We start from the raw sequence: 20,273 nt of genomic DNA, 5'->3' as shown, positions 1-20,273 counted from the left end.
CATGAGCGGCGGGACGGACCGGCGCTAGACCGTGACCGGCTCCGTGGGGAGCCCGGTCTCCGGCTCCTCGACCAGCAGTTCGCGCGTGCAGTCACGGATCAGGCTGTGGAAGGAGAAACGGGCCGGTGTGTCCTCCCGGATGAGGTTGTTCTCGATCAGCACGTCGAAGTGGCGCTCCACGTCTCCGACCGGCAGCCCGGTGACGGCGGCAGCGTGGTCGACGTCGTACCACGGGGACGGGTGGCGGCTGATGAGCCGGCTGAACCGCCGCTGGGACTCGTTCAGATGCTGGTAGGACGTGCGCAGCATGGACATCAGGTCGCGTTCGGCGGTCTGCAGGCAACGCGCCCGCTGCGGGGTGCTCACCAGGCGGTCGGCGAGGTCCGCGACCGTCCAGGCGGGACGGCCGCGCAGCCGGGTGGCGGCGATACGGATGGCCAGCGGCAGCCGGCCACACAGCTCGACGGCCCTGGCGACCTGCGCGGGTTCGCGGGCGGCGCGCCGCTCTCCCACGATCCGGGTGAACAGCGTCACGGCGTCCTCGTGCGGCAGCACGTCGAGGCACAGTGGCAGCGCGCCGTCCAGTGCGGTGAGCTTGCGTCGGCTGGTCACCAGCACCAGCGCGCCGCCGGTGCCGGGCAGCAGGGGCGTGACCTGGGCGGTGTCGGCCGCGTCGTCCAGGACCACCAGGCAGCGCTCGCCCGCCAGCCGCGACCGCCACAGGGCGCTGCGCTCCTCCAGGCTGCCCGGGATCGCCTCCCGGGGCACGCCGCTCGCCTGGAGCAGGGTGGCGAGCGCCTGTTCGGGGGGCAGTGGCGGCCGGTGCGCGCTGTAGCCGTACAGGCCGATGAAGTACTGCCCGTCGGGGTAGTGGGCCGTGACGCGGTGGGCGACGTGCACGGCGAGGGTCGTCTTGCCCACCCCGCCCATGCCGTCGACCGCGATCATCAGGGGTGAGGCGCCGTGCTCCTGCCCGGCCACGTCCAGCAGGGAGCCCAGCTCGGCGCACCGGCCGGTGAAGTCGGTGAGGTCGTGGGGCAGGTAGTTCCCGTTGCCGGACGCGGGCGCGGCGGAGGGGCGTACGGGGCCCGCGTCCCGCCGCGTGTCCTCGCGGCTCACCGCGAGGTCGGACGTACCGAGACCGTGAGCCCTCGGGGAGTCGGCGAGGATCTCCGCGTGCAGGGACCGCAGGTGCTGACTCGGCTCCAGGCCGAGTTCCTCCGCCAGAAACCGCCGACCCTCGTCGTAGACCGCGAGGGCGTCGGCCTGCCGGCCGCTGCGGAACAGGGCGAGCATCAGGCTGCCGCGCAGGGAGTCGCGCAGCGGGTACTCCGCGAGGAGCGCGTGCAACTCGCCCACGAGCGAGCTGGTTTCACCGATTCTCAGCCGCAGGGCCATGAGGTCCTCGAGGGCGGTCAGCCGCTGCTCGTTGAGCTTCACCGCGGCCGAGGTGACCGACGGGCAGTGGATGCCGGCGAAGGCGTCGCCGCGCCAGAGGTCCACCGCGGACTGCAGCGTGCGGATGGACTCGGCGAACCGGCCTTCCCGCTCGGCCGCCTTGGCGGCGCGGACCCGTGTGACGAAGCGGTGGGCGTCAACGGCGTCGTCGGGAACCATGAGCCGGTATCCGGCGTCCATGGTGACCAGGCTGATCCCGTCGTCGGCGGACAGGATGCGGCGCAGGTCGCGGATCGCGTTGTGGACCTGCGGACGTGCCGACGGCGGCGGGTGCTCCCACAACTCGTCCACCAGCACATCCATCGGAACGACCCGGTTGGCGTGGAGGAGCAGCAACGCCAGGAGTTTCTGCTGGCGCATGCCCCGGACGCGGATCGGCTCACCCGCCTCGCGCGTCTCCAGAGAACCCAGGACCAGGAATTCCATTTCTTCTGTCCCCCGATGTGCTCAACTCGGTTCAGCACTGGTTCCGCGGGATGGTCACTTTCCCCAGGTGACGTCGTCCAGTGTCGCGACGGCGGTGGTGGTGGTGCCCTGCTCGGCCCGAACGACTCCCGGAATGTGCTCCACGTGGTCCTTGACGTTCGCCGCCAGCGCCATTCCGGCCACAGCAAGAAGCGCGGAAGCAACGATTCTGGAGCATCGGGTAGCCGGCACGGATTTTCTCCTTCTGTGGCGAGGTGATTCCCGGGAAGAATTCCCGGGGGTTTGTCGGCTGCTTTCGTTTCCGCCGATGCCTCTACTGTGGTCGACCGCCGGACCGGAGGGAACAGAGAGCGGCTGGACGGAACATGCCGTGTCCTAAGCCGTCCACCGTGACCTGCGGCAACGCGTGGGTCAGGTGTCCCACCAGGGGCCGGGCACCAGGACGGCCTCGGCGGTCAGCACGTGGAATCCGTGCAGGTCGGGATGGTGGGCCACGGCCCGTTCCGCCAGCCGTGCGGCACTGTCCTCGGCCGTGGCGAGGCTGGCGGCGAGCAGGAAAAAGCCCAGCGTCACGGCCCCGGAAGGACCCGGATGGACGGCGACATGCTCGAGGCCGTCCCCTTTTTCCGCGCACGATGTGATGATCGTGGCGAGGTCGGGCCGCTCGTCCGTACCGCCGGAGCCTTGCAGGCGCACGTGGATGAGATACATGCTCGCAATTCTTCGCCGCCTGAATTCAACAGGGGAGCAGCCCGGGGTGGACGGTTTATGCCATGGCATGAAGCGTCACTCGCCGGACCGGCGCCGCAGCGCCTAGATTGGCCCGGATGTGACGGCGCCCGGACCGGCCGCGCAGCCGGGATACGGCGGGCGGGCCCGCCCGCCAGCGCCCGGCCGGTGCGCGCGTACGCAGGCGGATCCCGTCACCGGCCCGCCCCGGACGTACCACCCGTGGCGCCCGCGCTCCCCTACAGGTTGAAGGTTGGCCGATTGGCCGGAACCGGCCTCTCCGTCATCTCTGGAGCATCAGGAGTTCAACATCAGTAAGCTCAGGGGCACTAAGTTTCGAACTCGCTGAGTTTGATGCTGGCCAGGGGGATCGCATCATGTTGGAGGTTCTGGGACTCGATGCTGAGGCCGAAGCCATTTACCGGGGGATGCTGACAAATCCCCAGGACGGTGTGGCGGCACTCGCGGCCCGGCTCGGCCTGACGGAGGAGCAGGTTCGCAGGGGCCTGGACCGACTGAGTGAGCTGGCGCTGATCCAGCCCTCAGGGAGAGAGGGGATAGGTTTCCGGGCGATCGGCCCGGAGATCGCGATGGAGGTGCTGCTGGCCCGTCAGCAGGCGGAGTTGGCGGCCCAGCAGATGCGGGTGGAGGCGTCCCGCGCCGCGGCCGCCCAGCTGATCGCGGAGTGCTCGGCGCTGCGCCCGCGCGCCGTCGACCACGCCTCCGAGCAGCTGATCGGCCCGGAGGCGATCCGCGAGCGGCTGGCGGAGCTCGCCCGGTCCGCGCAGACCGAGGTGACCACCTTCGCACCGGGCGGCGCGCACTCGGCCGAGGACCTCGCAGCCAGCCGCAAGCCCAACGCCGACCTGCTCGGCCGCGGGGTGCGGATGCGAACCATCTACCTTGACAGCGTGCGCAACCATCCGCCCACCCTGGAGCACGTCAGCTGGCTGCACCAGCACGGCGGGCAGGTCCGCACCGTGCCCGACCTGCCGATCCGCATGGTCATTTTCGACCGGAGCCAGGCGGTGCTGCCCATCGACACCAGCGACGCCCGGGCCGGCGGGGTGGTGCTGCGCGGCGCCGGGACGGTCGCGGCGCTGTGCGCCCTGTTCGAGAGCGTGTGGAACACGGCGATCCCGCTGGGCAGCACGCCGAAGTGCGGGGCGAAGGACATGCCGCCGCAGGAGCGCGCGGTGCTGAGGATGCTCGCCCAGGGCTACACCGACGAGGCCATCGCCAAGCGCCTCGGCGTCTCGCCCCGCACGGCCCGCCGAATCGCCGCCAACCTGATGGAGCGCCTGGACGCCCGCAGCCGCTTCGAGGCCGGAGTCCATGCCGTCCAGGACGGCTGGCTCCCTTCCTCGCGGTGACGTCGGGCGTCCCTGCACCGGCTCCTCCCCCGTTACGCCTTCTCCCCGGTCCGGCGGGCTTCGCGGCGGTCCGCCGCGAGCAGCGCCAGGGCGGGGAGCAGCGTGACGGCGTAGACGCCGAGCAGCCAGGCGAAGGAGTGGGCGAAGGCGCCCGGCACCAGGCCGTGGCGCTGTCGCGCCGCCGCATCCAGCACCACCGTCACCACAGCGAGGGCGACGGCGCCGCCGATGCGCTGGATGAGGTTGAGCTGGGAGGAGGCGTCCGGGATGGACTGCGGCCGGATCGACTCGAACGCCCTGGTCATGGCGGGCACGATGGTCAGGCCCGTGCCCAGGCCCCGCACGGCGAGGCTGGCGCACAGCAGCGGGTACGGTGTGTGCGCCGACAGCCCGGTCAGCGGCACGGTCGCGAGCATGGTCAGCGAGATGCCGACGACGACGGTGCCGCCTCCGCCCAGCCGCTTCATCAGGACGCGGCACAGCCAGGCGGCGGAGACCACGCCGATGCCGCCCGTGGACATCAGCAGACCGGTCGTCACGGCGCTCTCGCCGCGTGCGGACTCGAAGTACAGCGGGATGAGCATCATCGGCGAGTAGAGCACGAAGCCCAGGCAGAAGATGTTGACCGCGGCTGTGCGGTAGACGCGGTGGGCGAACAGCCGCAGGTCCAGCAGCGGGAACCGGGCGCGCAGCTGGCGCACCACGAACACGGCGCCGCTGAGCACCGCGAGGGCCAGCGGCAGCAGCAGGGACGTCCGCGCGTGCAGTCCGACGCCGGAGAACGCGTGGATGGCCAGGACGGTGCTCACCGTGCAGGCGGCCGAGGACAGCAGTCCCACCACGTCCAGCGGCTTGGCGTCCTTGCCGACCGGGGTGTCCTTGCGCACCCAGCGCAGCGTGACGGCCAACAGGGCCGCGCACAGCGGGACGTTGACCGCGTACACCGCGGACCATCCCCCGGCCTCGACCAAAAGGCCGCCGATCGTCGGGCCCAGCAGCGGGCTGATCAGCATCACGCTGCCGTTCAACGCCTGTACGCGGCCCAGGTGTTCGCGCGGTACGCCGCTGGTGAGCAGGATCGTCGACACCGGCGTGAGCACACCGGCGGCGGCCCCGGACACACCGCGCGCGGCGATCAGCTCCGGGAGGGTCTGGCTGAACGCGCAGGCCGCCGAGCCCAGTGCGAACAGCGTGGTCGCCCCGGCGAAGACGCGCTTGACGCCGAACCGGGTGGCCAGCCAGCCGGTGGCCGGCATCAGGGCGGCCAGGGCGATCAGGTACGTGGTCACCACCCACTGCACCTGGTTGATGGCGCCGAACCGGGCCGTGGTGTCCTCCAGGGACACGTTCACGATGGTCGTGTCGAGCAGCGCGAGGAACCCGCCGGTGATGGCCGCGGCGATCGTCACGGCGGTCGGGCCGGCAGCCGTCCTGGCGGAGGCCGGGGGAGCGGACGAGGACTTGGACGGGGCCTGCTTGGACGGGGCCTCCTCGGACCCGGCCTCCTCGGACCAAGCCTCCTCGGACCCGGCCTCCTCGGACCGAGCCTCCTCGGACCGGGCCTCCTCGCGCGGGGCCGGAGCGGTGGCCGCTTCCGGGCGCTCCGCGTCGCCGGCCGGGGCCTCGGGGCTCTCCGGAGGACCGGACGTGTCTTCGTTGGTGGGGTTGGTCAGCGACATGTGGGCGCATCCTTAGGAAGTCAACAGGTGGAGAAGCCGGTTCAGTCCGCCGCCGTGAGCGCGTGCTCGATCCCGTCGAGGACCGCCTCGCCCGCCTCACGGGCGCCGGGGCGGTTGCGGCAGGAGAGGGTCAGCTCGGTGTCGTCGCCGATCTGACAGGCGCTCAGGAACATCTCGGCGTAGGGCACGAGCATCGGCAGCGTGGAGAACGCGGTGGGCCGGAAGGCGTCGGTGCGCAGCTCGTCGGTGTCGATCCGGCCGTGGTCGGAGACGATCGCCGTGCAGGGGAAGCGGGTGCCGTCCAGCTCCTGCGCCTCGCGCAGGGTGTTGGCGAAGGGGTTGTGGCGCAGGAAGTCCCGGTCGAGCGAGGCCACTTCGCGCTTGCTCAGCAGGGCGCGGACGATCCGGCCGTGCAGCCGTTTCCAGCTGTCCTCGCGCCGGAAGTCCAGCACCAGCTGGGAGGTCAGGTTGGCGGTGGAACGCACCGCGCGGTCGTGGCGGCGCAGGTCCACCGGGACGATCAGGCGGCCGGTGTCGGTGGCCAGGTGCCGGGAGAGGGCGGCGGCCACGCGGGCGGTGACCGCCGACGGGCAGGCCGGCACCCTGCGGCGAATCCACAGCGGGGTGCCGTCGGCCGGACCGTCGCCGAGGATCGCGGGGAAGCCCGCGAGGCGAGCGGGCGGCTCGGCGGGGGGCACCTGGCCGGCGGCGGTGCGGAAGTGCGTGTCGTCGACCACCGAGGTGGCGCCGAGCGGCTCCTCACCGCGCAGCACCCGGAACACGTCGGCGATCCACTGCCGCAGGCCCCGGCCGTCGGTGACGATGTGGCTCGCCCGCACCACCAGCCGGGTCACCGCTCCCCCGCTGATGCCGACCTCGCAGACCGGGCCGGTCACAACGTCGAGGTCGCGGTGGAAGAAGGGTGCGTCGAAGCCGGTCCCCTCCGGCAGTTCGACGACCGGTGGGAGGGGGCCGTCGGCGCGCCAGGCCGCGGCCCGCCGCCGCACCGCCAGGCCCGGGTTGGCGAGCGTGGCGACCCGTACGGCCTCCCGGAGGGCCTCGGGATCGATACGGCCCTCGCCCTCGACGACCATCTGGATCAGCTGCGGGGTGCCGGTCGCCGCGGCGTTCAGGTAGCCGCGCTCGATCTGCGAGATGCGGCGGGTGTACGGCCGTACTGCCGTTGCTGTGGCTGTCATGCCGCCTCCAGGGTCAGGGCGTCGGTACGGGTGGCCCGCGCGGCGTGGCCGGGCCGCCACCACCAGCGCACGGGGGCGGCCGCGTCGGCGGCGAGGGCGAGGTGCAGGTCCCGGCCGAGGCAGGCCGAGCGGACCTGGTACGCCGGGACGTTGGTGCGGCGCCAGCCCGGCTGCCAGGCGGGCAGCCGGACTCCGGCGAAGGTCTCCTTCGTCACGTGCGAGGCCTTGATGAGCGCCTCGCACTCGGCGAAGTCCCGGATGGTGGCGGGCCCCGGCCGGCCGAGGAGCTCGCCGAGCCACCGCATGGCGTGCGGCCGGTCCCGCTCGTCCTGGAGGTCCACACCGATGTGCGGACCGGTCGACAGGGCCACGGCGCTGTAGGCGTCGCAGTGCGCCACCGAGACGGTCAGGCCGTGGGCCGGGACGCTCCAGCGTTTGTGCACGTCCCGGACCATGTCCCGCCCGGTGACGTCGAGGCCGTACACGGCCCTGACCGCCTCGATGATCAGCGAGCGGCCGGAGTGGCTCAGCCGGTGGCCCATGCGGTCGCGGGGAAGGCGGGGGTGGTGGGTGACGAGGCAGTCGATCACCGTCCCGCCACCCGTACGGCCCCGGACCACCGGATCCATCAGGAGACCCATCGGACCGCCCATCACGACCCCGCGTCGAACACGGCCGCCGCGTACGAGCCGCCGTAGGCGAAGCTGGACAGCAGCAGCCGTCCCTGCGGGTTTTCGCCGCCCAGCGCCGCGACCAGGCCCAGGGCCCCCGCGCTGCCGTACGTCTCGCCCAGCAGGGCCTTCGGTGTGAGGACCGGGTGGTCGGCGAGGCCAGCCAGGCGCAGGGCCCGGGACTGGGCCAGGTCGACCAGGCTGTAGCCGGACGCGGCCGACACCACGGTGTCGATCCCGTCGGGGGTGACCTCGGCCTCGGCCATCGCGGCGCGCAGCGCCCGCGCCCAGGCCTCGCCGTCGCGGCCGAGGCGGCCGATGCCCACCGACTCGCCGGAGGCGCCGTAGCCGCGGACCCGGGCCAGGACGTCCGCGCCGCGGGCGGCGGCAGACTCCCTGCTCTCCAGCAGGATCGCGGCGGCCCCTTCGCTGAGCACCATCCCGGTACGGCCGCCCGGGACCACCCGCGCGGAGCGCGCGTAGCCGGGGAGGCCGGCCTGGGTGGCCAGCGCCTGCTCGGGGAACTCGTCGGCGATCACGACCATGATCCGGTCGGCGGCGCCGCGGGCGATGACGCGGGCCGCGAGCTGCAGCGCCAGGACCGAACTGGTGCCGCCGTTGGCGATGGTGGCGGTGTAGCCGCGGTAGCGGTGCAGCATGGCCACGTGGCCGGCGGCCGCGTTGACGACGGTGTTGGCGAACAGGGCGGGGTTGGCTCCGTTGATGCCCTGCTGGAGGACGCCCTTGTGGAACTGGAGCACGGAGGTGACGGGCCCGTAGCCGGTGGCGAAGACGATCCCGGTGCCCTCGGCCTCGGCGCGGGAGGGCTTGCCGTGCCGGGCGTACAGGTCGGCGACCGCGGCGGCGGCGAGCAGGCTCAGCGGGTCCATCCGCCGGGCGCGGCTGGGGTTGAGCCCGCGGGAGGCGGACTTGACGTCCACCCGGCCGACCGGGACCTCGCCGACGCCCTCGACGTGCTCGACGCCGGTGAAGCAGGGGCGGTCCTCCGTCAGGGCGGCGACGAGGTCGGCGGTGTTGCCGGCCGCGCCCGCCAGGCCCGCGACGCCGGTGACGACGACGTCGTGGACCGACTCGGTGCGCCGCGGGGCCGACCCGGGCCGGCCCGGCCGGTTGAGGACCACGGAGGCGTTGTTGCCGCCGAAGGCGAAGGAGTTCGACAGCACCACCTCGGGGTCGGCCGCGCGCCCGGTGTCCGGGACGATGTCGAGCCCGAACGGCTGGTCCACGCCCCGGGTGTTGATGGTCGGCGGCAGCGTCCCGCGGTCGATCGCCAGGGTGCTGACGACCGCCTCCACGGCACCGGCGGCGCCGAGGGTGTGCCCGATGATCGACTTGGTGGAGCTGGCCGGCGGGACCGACGAGCCGAACAGCAGCTTGACCGCCTTGGGTTCGGAGGCGTCGTTGGCGGGCGTGCCGGTGCCGTGCAGGTTGAGGTAGTCGACGTCGTCCGGGCCGAGGCCGGCGGTCTCCAGGGCCTGCGCCATGGCGGCGCAGGCGCCCTTGCCGCTGGGGTCCGGGGCGGTCTGGTGGTAGCCGTCGCAGGACAGGCCGTACCCGCCGAGCTCGGCCAGGACCCGTGCGCCCCGGGAGGCCGCGCGGTCCGCGGACTCCAAGACCATGAACCCGGCCCCCTCGCCCAGGGTCAGCCCGCTGGAGGCCGACATCGGCGAGCAGGGCTCCGGGTCCAGGGCGCCCAGGGCGCTGAACCCGTACGCCGACAGGGAGGCGAGGGGGTCGACGCCGCCGCAGATGACGTAGTCGACGTCCTCCTTCCACAGCAGCTCCGCCGCGTAGCCGAGGGCCACCGCGCTGGCCGCGCAGGCGTTGGAGAGGACCACTCGCGGGCCGCGCAGGTCGAACTCGGCCGCGATGTAGTCGCCGACGCAGGGCAGTTGGGAGGCGGCCGCCGCTTCCGCGTCCAGCTTGCCGTCGTGCACCAGGTCCCGGTGGACGCCCTCCAGCGTCGGCATGGCGCCGAGGCTGGAGCCCACCACGACCGCGACCCGGTCCCGGTCGACCGTGTCCAGGTCGAGACCGCTGCCCCGCAGCGCCTCGCGGATGGCGGTGGCGGCCAGGCCGTAGCAGCGGTCGAGGTCGGCCGGCTGCGGGCCGGTAACCATGCCGGCCCAGTCGGTCAGCAGCTCGGAGGTGTCGAAGAGCGTGTTCGTCCGGATGCCGGAGGTTCCGGCGGTGATGGACGACCAGCACTTCTCGACGTCGTCCCCGGCCCCGGTGATCAGCCCCAGGCCGGTGAGGGCGATTCTCGGCGTGGTCATCAGGAGATCCTCGTGGTGAGCGAGCGGGCGATGACGCGGGGCAGGGTGACGGTGCGCAGCGGGCGGTCGGCGCCCTGCTCGTCCTGGGCGGCGAGCTCCAGGCCGGGGACCCAGAAGGGGGCGTCCAGCAGGGCGAGGACGAGCTCCTCCTCCGGGTTGGCGGAGGGGGCCTGCCACAGGACGGTGCCGACGGCCTCACCGGCGGCGGTCACCTTGGCGCCGGCGGCGAACCGGCTCTCCGCCGGGGCGGCCAGGGCGGTGAGCTTGGCCGTCTCCGCGGTCGGCTGGACCAGGTCGTCCGAACCGTGGAACTCGCCGATGCGGTTCCAGTCGATCATCCAGGACAGGTCGGCCTGGTTCACCGTCAGCCCGGCGAAGCCGGCCGCGTAGACGGCCATGCCGGCCTCGGCCTGCACCCGGGCCAGCCCCTCGGGGCCGACCGCCGCGCCGCCCTCCTCCACGACGGCGGCGAGGACGGCCTCGTGGGCGGCCTCGGGGGCGTTGGACAGGAGCAGGTAGCCGTACTCGCCGGTGGTGCCGACTCTCGCCAGGTGGGCCAGGGCGGTCGGCTCGTCGGGCAGCGCGGACTCGGTGACGGCGTGCAGGGTCAGGCCGGAGATGTCGAAGTCGACGAACTTCGCCGCGACGGACCAGGCGGTGGGTCCCTCGAAGGCGGTGGCGCCCCAGCCCTCGGGCTCGACCTCGATCGTGACGTCCTCGGGGACGTCGAGCTGCTCCAGGTAGCCGCGCAGTTCCTCGGCGGTGACCTGGGTGCGCGGCAGCAGCCAGGCGTCGTCGCCGATCTCGAAGTGCAGCAGGATCGCGAAGGGGGTGCCGTCGGCGTTCAGCGCGAGGGCCTCGCGCACGGTGTCCGGCTCCACGAACTCGCCGGACTTGGCGAGGAACTGGTCCAGCAGGGAGATCCGCTCGTCGCCGGAGATCCGCACCAGGGGGGCGGTGATCCGGTAGGCGCCGACGGTGGTGCGCACGGTGGTGTAGTCGTCCGTCTCGGTGCGGAGCGGGGCGGTGGTCATGACGGTGTGGTTCCTTTCGCTGGGTGTGAGTCCGTCTTCGGTGCGAAGTGCGGTGGTCGTACGAAGTGCGGTGTTCACAGGCCGGGTTCGCTGCTCACGGCCAGGTGCCAGGCGTTCTTCCGCCGCGCCGGGGAGGCGCAGCCGACGAGCAGTCCGGAAGGGGTCGTACGCAGGACGATCTCCGCCTCGGCGGATCCGGGGTGGGCGGGCCGGCAGTGCAGCCAGCTGCCGTCGGACAGCCGGACCGCGGCCGCCGCGGCCCACACCTGCCGGAAGTCCGGGGAGTTCAGCTCCCACCGGGTGCCTGCTGACTCGATCACCACGGTGGTCTCGCGCGGGGTGTTCGGGGTGAGCCAGAGAACGACCTCCTCCTCGGTGTCGGGGGCCTGGATGTCGACGCGCACCGGACGGGCGGTGTCCTCGGATGCGGTGAGCTCCCAGCCGATCCCCTCCTGCGGGCCGTACAGGCCGAGCGGGTGCTTCTCCTCCCAGGCGGCGGTGGACCTGACGCCCCAGCCCAGTCCGCTCGCGCGGCTGAACCGGCTGTGTTCGGCGGTCACCCACATCCCCGCACTCCAGCGGGGGTTGTTGCCGAACGCCCGGGTGCGCGGGAAGGGGCTGCGCAGGACCTTGACCGCGCCCTCCCGCCAGGCGGTGACACCGGCCGCGGAGGCGTCCAGCTGGAGCCGGCGCGGACCCTCGACCGGCCGTGGGGCCGTGGTGGCGCGCTCGGCGGGCGCGTCCTGCGGGCGGAGCACGGTGCGCAGCCGGGCCACCCCGTCCGGGCCGGGCGTGAGACCGCGCTCCAGCAGAACGCTGTGGATGATCCGGACCGGTTCCTGGACCGGTACCTGGACGCGCCATGCGGCGCCGTTCCAGGTCAGTTCGCTGCCGAGGGGGGCGACCTGCGCGGCCGCGACGACCTCGGAGGCGTCGCGGACGCCGATGCCGAGCCCGATCGGGTGGGCCTGCTCACTGCCCTGGGCGAAGGTGCCCTGGCGCAGCCCGACGGTCTGGAAGATCCGGCCGGGCGGGCGGGTGAAGGCGAAGTCCTGGCTCAGCACGCCCTCGGTGAGGGTGACCGTGCCGACGACCTCGTCGTCGCCGCACCGCTCGGTGATCCGCACCCCGTGCTCGACGGGGACGAGGTCCAGCTCGCGCGGCTCGCCCTCGCGCCAGCCCGCCGGGCGGTCCGCCCGGCAGCTGGGCCAGGTGGAGACGAACACCGGCCCGTGGTGGCCGTCGGCCAGCACGCGCACGGTCCCGTCGTCGCCGTCCACCTCCACCGCCAGTCCGCCGGAGGCGAACCGGTACGGCTCGACTCCTCGGGGGGCCCGGACACGGTAGGGCGGTTCCTCGATGCGCAGCGCGCGATGGGCGCCGTCCGGGCCGGTGATCGACGCCTCGCGGACGAGGCCCCGGTCGACGTCGACGGTCGCCGTGAGCTGGAACTCGCCCAGCGCCAGGGTGTACGTGACCGTGCGGACGCCGTCCACCAGGAGGACGTCGGACCGCAGTTCGTCGTCCCGGGCCTCGGTGACCGTGCCGAAGCTGTTCAGTCCGCCCAGGGCCGACCTGACCTCGGCCCCGAGGTCCGCGAAGACGCTCCGCAGGATCAGCGGGATGTAGTTGTGCAGTTCGACGTTGCCGTCCTCGCCGGGCACGGTCTGCCCGACGGAGACGCATCCGACGCGCCGGTAGAGCCGGAACGCCACGGTGTTGGCCGGGTTGACGGTCAGCCGCAGGACGAGGCAGCCGGTCCGTATCATCCATTCGACCGCCTCCGTGAACAGCCGTCCGGTGATGACGCCGTTGCGGTAGGCCGGGGCGACGAAGAACATGTCGGCGATGAGCTCACCGGCCCGGGCGGAGCGCCGGCCGGTGTTGTGGAACAGGCCGAAGGTGCCCACCACACGCCCGCCGTCGACCGCCACGAGGAACGTGGCCGTGTCGCGTTCGGCCAGCTCACGCTCCAACTCCTCGCCGGTGATGCCGCCGGCCACCGGGTTGGGGTTGTCGCGGTGGCGGTTGTAGAGCTCTGCGATGTCATGCGCGTCGCCCTGCTGGTACAGGCGGATCGTGATGGACATTCCACACCTCCTTCTCTTGGGCTTCTGCTGGTCGGGCCGGGGTCACGGGGGCGTGTGCGCTAGGCCTTGCGTCCCGTGGTGACGATCAGGGAGCCGACGGCCGCCAGTTCGCTGCCGACGCTGGCCCGGACCGACACCTGCCTGAGGCCGCCCAGGCGCTGGCCGAGCTTGGCCTCGAGGGTCAGCTGGTCGCCGGGGACCACCAGCCGGGAGAACTTCATCGAGCTGATGGAGCCGAGGTAGCCGACGCTGGCGGACGGGTCGCCGTCGGTCTGCGGCTCGGGCGCCTCGACCAGTTCGGCGACGTACACGACGGCCACGAGCTGGGCCATCGCCTCGACGATCATCACGCCGGGCATGATCGAGTGGTCGGGGTAGTGTCCGGCGAAGAACGGCTCGTTCACCGAGACACTCTTGACCCCGCGGCCGGACACACCGGGTACGACGTCGTAGGCGCGGTCGATCATCAGCATCGGCCAGCGGTGCGGCAGCATGCGCTTGATGTCGTCCGAGGAGTAGCTGTACGTCTTCTTGGAGCTCTTGGCGGGTGCCTCGGAGGTGACCGCCATGCTCACACCTCGCGGGCTTCGATGAAGTCGACCAGGGCGTTGATGGAGCCGAACGCCTCGAAGTCGTCGTCGCTGATCAGCACGTCGTACTCGTTGTTGACCATGACGACGATCTCCAGGGTGTCCAGCGAGTCCATCTCCAGACCGCGGCCGAAGAGCGGCTGGTTGTCGGAGACGACGGCCGGCTCCACGTCCAGGCCGAGCCGGTCGATGATCATCGACTTGACCTTCATGTTCTTCTCCAGGCGCGCCTCGGCCTGGCTGCGGATGTCCTCGAAGGTGGCGACGGACATGGGTGTTCCTTTCGATGAAAGATGATGGCTAGTCAGATCAGGTGGGAGACTGACTAGTTGGGGATCATTCCGCCGTCGACGGTGAGCACCTTGCCGGTGATGTAGGAGGCCGCCGGGCTGGCCAGGAAGGCCGCCGCCTGGGCCACCTCGGCCGGGGTCCCCATGCGCCCCATGGGGATCGCCTGCAGGGCCTCCTTCATCTGCGCGGGCGGCACCTTCTTGACCATGTCGGTGTCGATGAACCCGGGCGCCACCACGTTGACGCGGATGCCGCGCGGGGCCACCTCGTACGACAGGGTCTTGGCCAGGGAGATCACCCCGCCCTTGCTGGCGGCGTAGTTGGCCTGGCCGGCCCGGCCCGCGATGCCGCTGGTGGAGGCGATGAAAACGATCGCGCCGCCACTGGCGTACATCTGCTTGGTCGCCTCACGGGCGGTGAAGAAGGTGCCGGTCAGGTTGGTGCCGATGACCTCCTGCCACTTGGCGCCGCTCATGGCGGCCAGATGGCCGTCGGCGGTCACCCCGGAGTTGAGGACGGCGACGTCCAGGGAGCGCCACGTCGTCTTCAGTTCCTTGAACATGGCGGCCACTTGGGCCTCGTCGGAGATGTCCGCCTGGAGCGGCAGTGCCTGCCGGCCCAGGGCGCGGACCTGCTCGGCGACCTCCTCGGCCTTGGCGGCGTTGGAGCGGTAGTTGAGCGCGACGTCGCAGCCGTGCTCGGCGAGCGCGATGGCGATCGCCGCGCCGATGCCGCGCGAGGCGCCGGTGACCAGGGCCTTGGTGCCCTCGGCGAACAGGGTTCCCGGCGTGCTCATGCCGCGCTCCCCAGCATCGCCGCGGTCACGCGGTGGCTGCCCGGGTCGAAGCCCTCGGCCTCGGTGCCGAGCCCGGCGGCGGTGGCGGCCTTGAGCACCGCCTGCGCGACCGCCAGGTCCAGGACGCCCAGGCCGAAGGGTGAGAAGACGACGGTGCCGGTGGTGGCCGGCGGCTCGGTGCAGCCCAGCACGGAGGCGATCTCGGCGTGCACGAACTCCCGGTGGCCGACCTGCTGTTCGGCCTTGTGCAAGGAGGTCTGCTCGCGGACGGCGTGCTCGATGTCGTCGACCACGTTGTACGCGTCGAGGATCGAGCCGGTGCTCAGGTCACGCAGCGACAGGTGCAGGATGACCTGGCCGGACGGCCGGTTCGGGTACTCGGCCAGGTCGAGCCAGTACGTCGAGTCGGTGGTCGCGATGCTCACGGTCTCGGCGCCGAGCGCGTCGGCGACGTCGCCGGTGCGGAAGGTGATCCGCGGGTACTCGGACTCCAGTTCGGCGGCGAAGACCTCGGCGCGGCCCGGAACGACGTCCTGGAGCACCACGGTGTCCAGTTCGGGGTGGGTCAGTGCGAGGAAGGCGAGGACGCGCTGGTTGATCGTGCCGCAGCCGATGAGGCCGGCGGTGCGCACCCGGCGGTCGCCGTGCAGCGCCCCGGCGGCGAGGGCGGCGCTCGCGGCGGTGCGGGAGGCGGAGATCTGGCTGCCTTCCAGCAGGGCCACCGGGTAGCCGGTCCCGAGGTCGTTGAGGATCTGCACCGAGGACGCCCGCTGCAGGCCCTTCTCGACGTTCGCCGGGAAGGACGAGATCCACTTCAGGCCCATCACCGGCTCCGGGCCGCCCAGGTAGGCCGGCAGGGAGATGATGCGGGAGCCGGTGGGCTGCGGCGGGCGCAGGAAGCTGGAGAACGGCACCTGCGAGTGGCCCTGGCCGTGCAGCACGTAGGCGGTGCGCACCGCGTCGAGGACGGTGGGTTCGAGACCCGTCAGGGCGGCTTTGACGTCGTCCCGTCCGAGGATCTTCACGGCTCACTCCTTTCTTGGTCGAGGTCCTGGTCGAGGTCCTGGTCGAGGTCTTGGAAGGGCGGGATTTCCTGGAAGTTGGTCTCGACCCAGGCGTCGGAGTAGATGGTGTCGAGGTACCGGTCGCCGCCGTCGGGAAGCACCGCGACGCAGGTCGCGCCCGCCTCCAGCCAGGAAGCGGCCCCCTGGAGCGCGGCGATGACGGCGCCGGACGAGCCGCCGGCGAGGATGGACTCCTGGGCGAGCAGCTGGCGGCAGCCGCGCACGCAGTCGAAGTCGGTGACCTTCACGACCCGGTCGGCGAGCCCCGGCCGCAGCAGCGGCGGGACGACGGCCGCCCCGTGCCCGGGGATCGTGCGCCGGTGCCCGCGTTCCCACGGCTCCGGCGGGCCGAAGATGACGCTGCCCACCGCGTCCACCGCAACCACCCGGGTGGCCAGGTCGTTGTCCCGGATGTACTCGGCGCAGCCGCGCAGCGTGCCGGTGGTGCCGGCCGCGACGAACAGGTAGTCGGGGCCGCCGGGCAGCGCCTCGCAGATCTCGCGCATCGTGTGGTGGTGCGCACGGGCGTTGTACTCGTTGGCGTACTGGTTGGGCCAGTAGGCGTCCGGCACGCTCTCCAGCAGGGAGCGGACCCGCTCGAGCCGGGCCGGCAGGTACTCGCCGGTGGCCGGGTCGCGGTCGACGACCTCAACCTTCGCGCCGTACGCCCGCATGATGGCGGCGTTCTGCGCGGTGGTCCGGGGGTCGACCACGCAGATGAGGTTGAGCCGGTAGAAGTTGCACAGCTGGGCGAGGGCGATGCCGAGGTTGCCCGAGGAGGACTCCACGACGGTGGACACCCCGGGGACGAGCTTGCCGGCCTTGATGGCGTGTTCGATCATGGACTTGGCGGCGCGGTCCTTGATGCTGCCGCCCGGGTTGAAGCGCTCGCACTTGGCGTACACCTGGAACCGTGCGGGCGGGAACAGCCGGTCGAGGGCGACGAGCGGGGTTCCGCCGATCGTCGCGACGATGTCGGGGTCCCGGGAGCGGGTGGCGCCGTGCGCCAGCGCCGCCCTGTTGGAGGCGAGGACGGTCATTCCGGCACCTTTCTGCTGATCTGGAGCCGCAGTTCGCTGACGTAGCGCTCGCCGTCGGCGTCGGTCAGCCACGAGTCGTCCGGGGCCGGCAGCGGCTCGCTGAGGGTCACGACGGCGTCGGGGTCGAGGCGGCGCGCGGTGCGGACGAGGTTGGCGAAGGAGAGCACGAGAGTCGGGCTGGTGAAGTCGACGAGGGACGGCTTGGTCTCCTCGGGGAACTTGACGAAGAGCAGGTCGGGCAGGGCGTGTGCGGCCACCCAGCGGCGCACGGCGAGGTAATCGCGCTCCCGGTCGGCCTTCTCCGGCAGGGCGGTCCCGGCTACGGGCAGCCGCCAGGTCTCCCGGAACAGGACCAGGTCGTCGAGGGTCACGCGCGGGGCGTGCGCCCGGTCGAGCCCGATCTTGAAGGCGTCCGCGGCGATGATCGAGATCGGCACTGCGAGCAGCTCGGCGATGCTCCACGTGCGCCCGTCGGGGGTGGTCGCGGTGACCGTGCCGTCCGTCTCGGTGAGCGTGATGGCGGCCGCCGGGTCGACCCGGGTCCGGTCGTCGTACGGCGCCCGGGTGAACCCGATCAGCCGGTCTCCGGCGCCGATCGGCGCGGGGACCATACGGCCGCTGTTGCGCTTCCACTCGACCGGCAGCAGCGGCACCAGACGCGGGGCGCCGATCGCCGCGTTGACCTTGTCCCGCAGGGAGCCGGAGTCGGTGGTCCAGTCGAGGAACGGCAGGTCCAACGTGGCGAGGCAGGCGTGCAGTTCACCGAGGACGACGGTGTGGTCGCCGGCGTTGACCGCGTCCGCGGACGGGGCCACCACCTGCAGGTCGGGGCTGTGCAGGGCCAGGTGGGGCGAGCGCACCGGGCCGGTGGCGAAGACGGCGCGGGCCCGCTCCTCGATGTCCGCCACCGACAGCCGCACGCGGGCGGGCAGGTCGACGGCCGGGTCCACGTCCAGTGCCTCGCGCCACTTCTGCGCCAGTTCGCGGGTCGCGGTGTGCACCGGGGTCGCGTTGTTCCCCCAGAACAGTCCGAGTACCTGCGTCCAGACGTCGGCGAGGGTCACCGCCCTGCGGCGGGCCGCGGCCGTACGGACGAACCCGGCGACCTCCGCCTCCACGAGCTCGGCGAGCCGGTTGCCGAACCAGTCCGCCGCGTCCGCGACCAGGGCCAGCGGGCGGGCGATGCCGTCGAGGAAGTCGCGCCCCAGGCGGATTCGGCAGTCCCGGAGGGCGTCCTGGTAGCACAGCGTGCGGCCGGCGTACGCCTTGCCCTCCTCGCGGGACGCCGCCTGTCCGGTCGTACGGACGAAGAAGTCGTCGAGCCGGTCGAGCGCCTCGACGAGCTCCTCGGCGCTGTCCGCGCGGTCGATGCCGTCCCGCAGCCGGTCCAGTTCGGCGAGGACCGCGTCGAACCTGACGAACAGTTCCGGGTCGCCGACTTCGGCCACCCGCCGGCGCAGGATCGCCTCGGCCCGTACGTCGACGGGGATGTTGGCGTCCCAGGTCAGCACCCGCTGCTTGAGCAGCCGGGTCAGGGTGCGCTCCACGCGCTCGCGGGCCGTCGCGGCGTCCCACCGCTGTCCGGCGACGAGCGCGTCGGCGATGGTCTCGCCGTTGCGCTCGCCGTCGGCGTACCGCAGCACCTGCACGTCGTCCTCGCGCAGCCTGACCGTGCGGCCGCCCGGCATGACCAGCCGGTCGCCGTCGAGGTGCACGTCGGGCCGCAGCATCGGCGGGAACCACCAGCGGGCGCCGGGCTGTGCGGCCATCCAGTCGGCCAGGGCGGCCACCGTCCAGCGCTCGAAGAAGGTCCGGCTCTCGGTGGTGAGCGACGGGCCGTGCTCCAACTCCAGGGCGCGCCGGGTCTGTCCGACGGAGATCCACGCGGCCGGGCCGAAGAAGCCGATGGTCTCGGCCTTGGCGCAGTACCGCAGCCAGTACATGGCCAGGGTGCGTTCGCGCTGCCGGCGCTTGGACTCCTTGCCCTTGCCGGCCGCGAGCGAGTCGAGGATCCGGTAGACCGTCCGGTTCTGCCAGGCGATCGCCCGGCGCACCCGGTCGTCGAGGGCGAGGCGGGCCAGCTGCTCGGCCTCGGCGGCGCTGTCGGCCTTGTAGGCGGCGGCGAACTCGTCGGGGCCGGCGGCGCCCTGCTCGACGAGCGCCGCCGCCCGGGCCGCCCGTGGCCCGCCGAGCCGGTCCAGCCCGGAGACCGGGAAGCCCGCGCTGCGCAGCAGGCCGACGCCCCACATACGCCAGTCGGAGTCGCCCAGCCGGTACGACGGGGCGAAGGCCGACCAGTCGAGGGCGCGGGTCCCTTCGGGCACCGTGATCGCCGTGGTCATCGCGCCGCTCCTTCCAGGGACGGCACCGGCGTCGAAAGGGCTGCGGCCAGGCGGGAGATGCCCTCGCCGATCCGCTTCTTCGGCACGTGGCTGAAGCACAGCCGCAGTCCGTCGGCGTGCTCGCCGTCGATGCCGAAGTGACTGCCGGGCACGAAGGAGACGCCGTGTTCGGCGGCGGCCTCGGCGAAGCGGGAGGTGTCCACGCCGTCGCGGTGGCGCAGCCAGATGTAGAAGCCCCCGTTGGGGCGCTCCCACTGCCAGGGCCCGTCGGTGCCGAGCTCCGCCTCGAGCGCGTCGGCCATGAGCCCGCAGCGCTCCCGGTAGCTGCGCCGGTAGCCGTCGATCAGGTCGGTCCAGCCGGCCCGGGTGTGGAACGCGGCGAGCGCGGCCTGGGCCAGGGCGGACGGCGACAGGGACATGACCTCGGTGGTACGGCGCAGGGTCTGCGCCAGCTGCTCCGGCGCGGCGATCCAGCCGCAGCGCAGGCCCGGGGCGAAGACCTTGGAGAAGGTGCCGAGGTAGACCACGCGGTCCGGGTCGAGCGCGTGCAGGGCGGTGGTGGTCTCGCCGTCGAAGGAGAGCAGGCCGTAGGGGTTGTCCTCGACGACCAGGAGGTCCAGCTCCCGGGCGACGGTGAGCAGTTCGTGCCTGCGGGCGACGGACAGGGTGGCGCCGGTCGGGTTCTGGAAGGTGGGGTTGCAGTACAGCAGCCGTACGGTGCGGCCGGCCGCGCGCAGCCGCAGCACCGTCTCCCGCAGCCCGGCCGGGTCCAGGCCCTCGGCGTCCTCCGGAACGGGGTGGAGGGTCAGGCCCGCGGTGCGGAAGGCCGCGGCGGCGCCGGGGTAGGCGGGGGTCTGGCACAGGACGGTCTCGCCGGGGACGCCGATCCCGAGGCCCACGGCCATCAGACCCATCTGGGATCCGCCGGTGGGGACCAGGTGTTCGGCCGTCGCGGTGGTGCCCTCACGGGCCATCAGGTCGGTGATCGCCGGCACGAGGGCCTTGGCGACGTGCGGGGTCGTGTACTGGAGGGCGAGCTTTCCGCCGAGCCGTACGAGCCGGGAGAGCTGCTTGGAGATCGTCTCCAGGGGGAGGACGTCCAGGTCGGGCAGGCCGCCCGCGAAGGATATGAGGTCCCCGCCCCGTTCGAACAGCCGCGGCATCTCCACCGCGGGTCGGGTGTCGGTCCACATG

Annotated in this window: 17 protein-coding genes; 1 reads left to right on the top strand and 16 read right to left on the bottom strand. The window is 72.5% G+C overall.

Annotated features, from left to right (window positions below; all coding sequences use genetic code 11):
• Positions 1 to 24 precede the first annotated feature (24 nt).
• From ABZV31_RS29425 to ABZV31_RS29415, 3 genes are all read right to left on the bottom strand, one after another.
• On the bottom strand, positions 25 to 1,884 hold the full coding sequence (locus ABZV31_RS29425; RefSeq protein WP_355899743.1) for a BTAD domain-containing putative transcriptional regulator: 1,860 nt from the start codon (positions 1,882 to 1,884) through the stop codon (positions 25 to 27).
• Between the two features lie 54 nt (positions 1,885 to 1,938).
• Complete coding sequence (locus tag ABZV31_RS29420) at positions 1,939 to 2,115, bottom strand: hypothetical protein (RefSeq protein WP_355899741.1); 177 nt, start codon at positions 2,113 to 2,115, stop codon at positions 1,939 to 1,941.
• A 180-nt stretch (positions 2,116 to 2,295) separates the two neighbouring features.
• Entirely contained in the window at positions 2,296 to 2,595 is a 300-nt protein-coding gene (locus ABZV31_RS29415; protein WP_355899739.1) for a hypothetical protein, read from the bottom strand.
• 395 nt (positions 2,596 to 2,990) lie between these two features.
• Between ABZV31_RS29415 and ABZV31_RS29410 the strand changes: the two genes are divergently transcribed.
• The gene (locus tag ABZV31_RS29410) at positions 2,991 to 3,986 is read left to right on the top strand and encodes a LuxR C-terminal-related transcriptional regulator (protein ID WP_355899737.1); all 996 of its coding nucleotides are present in this window, start codon (positions 2,991 to 2,993) and stop codon (positions 3,984 to 3,986) included.
• 32 nt (positions 3,987 to 4,018) lie between these two features.
• Here ABZV31_RS29410 and ABZV31_RS29405 read toward each other — a convergent pair whose 3' ends face one another.
• The 13 genes from ABZV31_RS29405 to ABZV31_RS29345 all read right to left on the bottom strand — a co-directional run bounded on the left by ABZV31_RS29405 (position 4,019) and on the right by ABZV31_RS29345 (position 20,272).
• Positions 4,019 to 5,665 (bottom strand): DHA2 family efflux MFS transporter permease subunit, encoded by a 1,647-nt coding sequence (locus ABZV31_RS29405; protein ID WP_355899735.1) that lies wholly within the window; start codon positions 5,663 to 5,665, stop codon positions 4,019 to 4,021.
• 41 nt (positions 5,666 to 5,706) lie between these two features.
• Positions 5,707 to 6,864, bottom strand: a complete 1,158-nt coding sequence (locus tag ABZV31_RS29400; protein WP_355899733.1) for a hypothetical protein — start codon at positions 6,862 to 6,864, stop codon at positions 5,707 to 5,709.
• Positions 6,861 to 7,505, bottom strand: coding sequence for a hypothetical protein (locus tag ABZV31_RS29395; protein WP_355899732.1), 645 nt, complete (start codon positions 7,503 to 7,505; stop codon positions 6,861 to 6,863). Before ABZV31_RS29395 ends, ABZV31_RS29400 begins: the two co-directional genes overlap by 4 nt.
• An 11-nt stretch (positions 7,506 to 7,516) precedes the next feature.
• The gene (locus tag ABZV31_RS29390) at positions 7,517 to 9,832 is read right to left on the bottom strand and encodes a beta-ketoacyl-[acyl-carrier-protein] synthase family protein (protein ID WP_355899730.1); all 2,316 of its coding nucleotides are present in this window, start codon (positions 9,830 to 9,832) and stop codon (positions 7,517 to 7,519) included.
• Positions 9,832 to 10,866, bottom strand: a complete 1,035-nt coding sequence (locus ABZV31_RS29385) for an aminomethyl transferase family protein (protein WP_355899729.1) — start codon at positions 10,864 to 10,866, stop codon at positions 9,832 to 9,834. Before ABZV31_RS29385 ends, ABZV31_RS29390 begins: the two co-directional genes overlap by 1 nt.
• A gap of 74 nt (positions 10,867 to 10,940) precedes the next feature.
• On the bottom strand, positions 10,941 to 12,956 hold the full coding sequence (locus tag ABZV31_RS29380) for a GNAT family N-acetyltransferase (protein ID WP_355899727.1): 2,016 nt from the start codon (positions 12,954 to 12,956) through the stop codon (positions 10,941 to 10,943).
• Positions 12,957 to 13,015: 59 nt separating this feature from the next.
• On the bottom strand, positions 13,016 to 13,525 hold the full coding sequence (gene fabZ / locus ABZV31_RS29375; RefSeq protein WP_355899726.1) for a 3-hydroxyacyl-ACP dehydratase FabZ: 510 nt from the start codon (positions 13,523 to 13,525) through the stop codon (positions 13,016 to 13,018).
• Positions 13,526 to 13,527: 2 nt separating this feature from the next.
• On the bottom strand, positions 13,528 to 13,818 hold the full coding sequence (locus tag ABZV31_RS29370; protein WP_355899725.1) for a phosphopantetheine-binding protein: 291 nt from the start codon (positions 13,816 to 13,818) through the stop codon (positions 13,528 to 13,530).
• Positions 13,819 to 13,871: 53 nt separating this feature from the next.
• Positions 13,872 to 14,633, bottom strand: coding sequence for a 3-oxoacyl-ACP reductase FabG (gene fabG / locus ABZV31_RS29365; protein WP_355899723.1), 762 nt, complete (start codon positions 14,631 to 14,633; stop codon positions 13,872 to 13,874).
• Positions 14,630 to 15,658 carry a 2,3-diaminopropionate biosynthesis protein SbnB gene (sbnB, locus tag ABZV31_RS29360; protein ID WP_355899721.1) on the bottom strand — a complete coding sequence of 343 codons (1,029 nt, stop codon included), beginning with the start codon at positions 15,656 to 15,658 and terminating at the stop codon, positions 14,630 to 14,632. The genes fabG and sbnB overlap by 4 nt, the downstream gene beginning before the upstream one ends.
• Positions 15,655 to 16,737 carry a 2,3-diaminopropionate biosynthesis protein SbnA gene (gene sbnA / locus ABZV31_RS29355; protein WP_355899720.1) on the bottom strand — a complete coding sequence of 361 codons (1,083 nt, stop codon included), beginning with the start codon at positions 16,735 to 16,737 and terminating at the stop codon, positions 15,655 to 15,657. The genes sbnB and sbnA overlap by 4 nt, the downstream gene beginning before the upstream one ends.
• Positions 16,734 to 19,079 carry a lantibiotic dehydratase gene (locus ABZV31_RS29350; RefSeq protein ID WP_355899718.1) on the bottom strand — a complete coding sequence of 782 codons (2,346 nt, stop codon included), beginning with the start codon at positions 19,077 to 19,079 and terminating at the stop codon, positions 16,734 to 16,736. The genes sbnA and ABZV31_RS29350 overlap by 4 nt, the downstream gene beginning before the upstream one ends.
• A complete protein-coding gene (locus ABZV31_RS29345; protein WP_355899716.1) occupies positions 19,076 to 20,272 on the bottom strand; it encodes a PLP-dependent aminotransferase family protein in 1,197 nt (398 codons plus the stop codon). The genes ABZV31_RS29350 and ABZV31_RS29345 overlap by 4 nt, the downstream gene beginning before the upstream one ends.
• Between the last annotated feature and the right edge of the window lies 1 nt (position 20,273).

The sequence above is a fragment of the Streptomyces sp. NPDC005202 genome, from assembly GCF_040608235.1.
Lineage (GTDB): Bacteria > Actinomycetota > Actinomycetes > Streptomycetales > Streptomycetaceae > Streptomyces.
The sequence above is the reverse complement of the archived record's forward strand: the minus strand, read 5'-3'. Positions and strand labels throughout refer to the sequence as shown.

Excerpts from the sequence above, each read along its gene's own strand:
- ABZV31_RS29405 (WP_355899735.1), bottom strand. The coding sequence starts at position 5,665 with ATGTCGCTGACCAACCCCACCAACGAAGACACGTCCGGTCCTCCGGAG.
- ABZV31_RS29410 (WP_355899737.1), top strand. The coding sequence starts at position 2,991 with ATGTTGGAGGTTCTGGGACTCGATGCTGAGGCCGAAGCCATTTACCGG.
- ABZV31_RS29425 (WP_355899743.1), bottom strand. The coding sequence starts at position 1,884 with ATGGAATTCCTGGTCCTGGGTTCTCTGGAGACGCGCGAGGCGGGTGAG.
- sbnA (WP_355899720.1), bottom strand. The coding sequence starts at position 16,737 with ATGACCGTCCTCGCCTCCAACAGGGCGGCGCTGGCGCACGGCGCCACC.
- ABZV31_RS29385 (WP_355899729.1), bottom strand. The coding sequence starts at position 10,866 with ATGACCACCGCCCCGCTCCGCACCGAGACGGACGACTACACCACCGTG.
- ABZV31_RS29390 (WP_355899730.1), bottom strand. The coding sequence starts at position 9,832 with ATGACCACGCCGAGAATCGCCCTCACCGGCCTGGGGCTGATCACCGGG.
- ABZV31_RS29345 (WP_355899716.1), bottom strand. The coding sequence starts at position 20,272 with ATGTGGACCGACACCCGACCCGCGGTGGAGATGCCGCGGCTGTTCGAA.
- fabZ (WP_355899726.1), bottom strand. The coding sequence starts at position 13,525 with ATGGCGGTCACCTCCGAGGCACCCGCCAAGAGCTCCAAGAAGACGTAC.
- ABZV31_RS29395 (WP_355899732.1), bottom strand. The coding sequence starts at position 7,505 with ATGGGTCTCCTGATGGATCCGGTGGTCCGGGGCCGTACGGGTGGCGGG.
- ABZV31_RS29415 (WP_355899739.1), bottom strand. The coding sequence starts at position 2,595 with ATGTATCTCATCCACGTGCGCCTGCAAGGCTCCGGCGGTACGGACGAG.
- ABZV31_RS29400 (WP_355899733.1), bottom strand. The coding sequence starts at position 6,864 with ATGACAGCCACAGCAACGGCAGTACGGCCGTACACCCGCCGCATCTCG.
- fabG (WP_355899723.1), bottom strand. The coding sequence starts at position 14,633 with ATGAGCACGCCGGGAACCCTGTTCGCCGAGGGCACCAAGGCCCTGGTC.
- ABZV31_RS29370 (WP_355899725.1), bottom strand. The coding sequence starts at position 13,818 with ATGTCCGTCGCCACCTTCGAGGACATCCGCAGCCAGGCCGAGGCGCGC.
- ABZV31_RS29350 (WP_355899718.1), bottom strand. The coding sequence starts at position 19,079 with ATGACCACGGCGATCACGGTGCCCGAAGGGACCCGCGCCCTCGACTGG.
- ABZV31_RS29380 (WP_355899727.1), bottom strand. The coding sequence starts at position 12,956 with ATGTCCATCACGATCCGCCTGTACCAGCAGGGCGACGCGCATGACATC.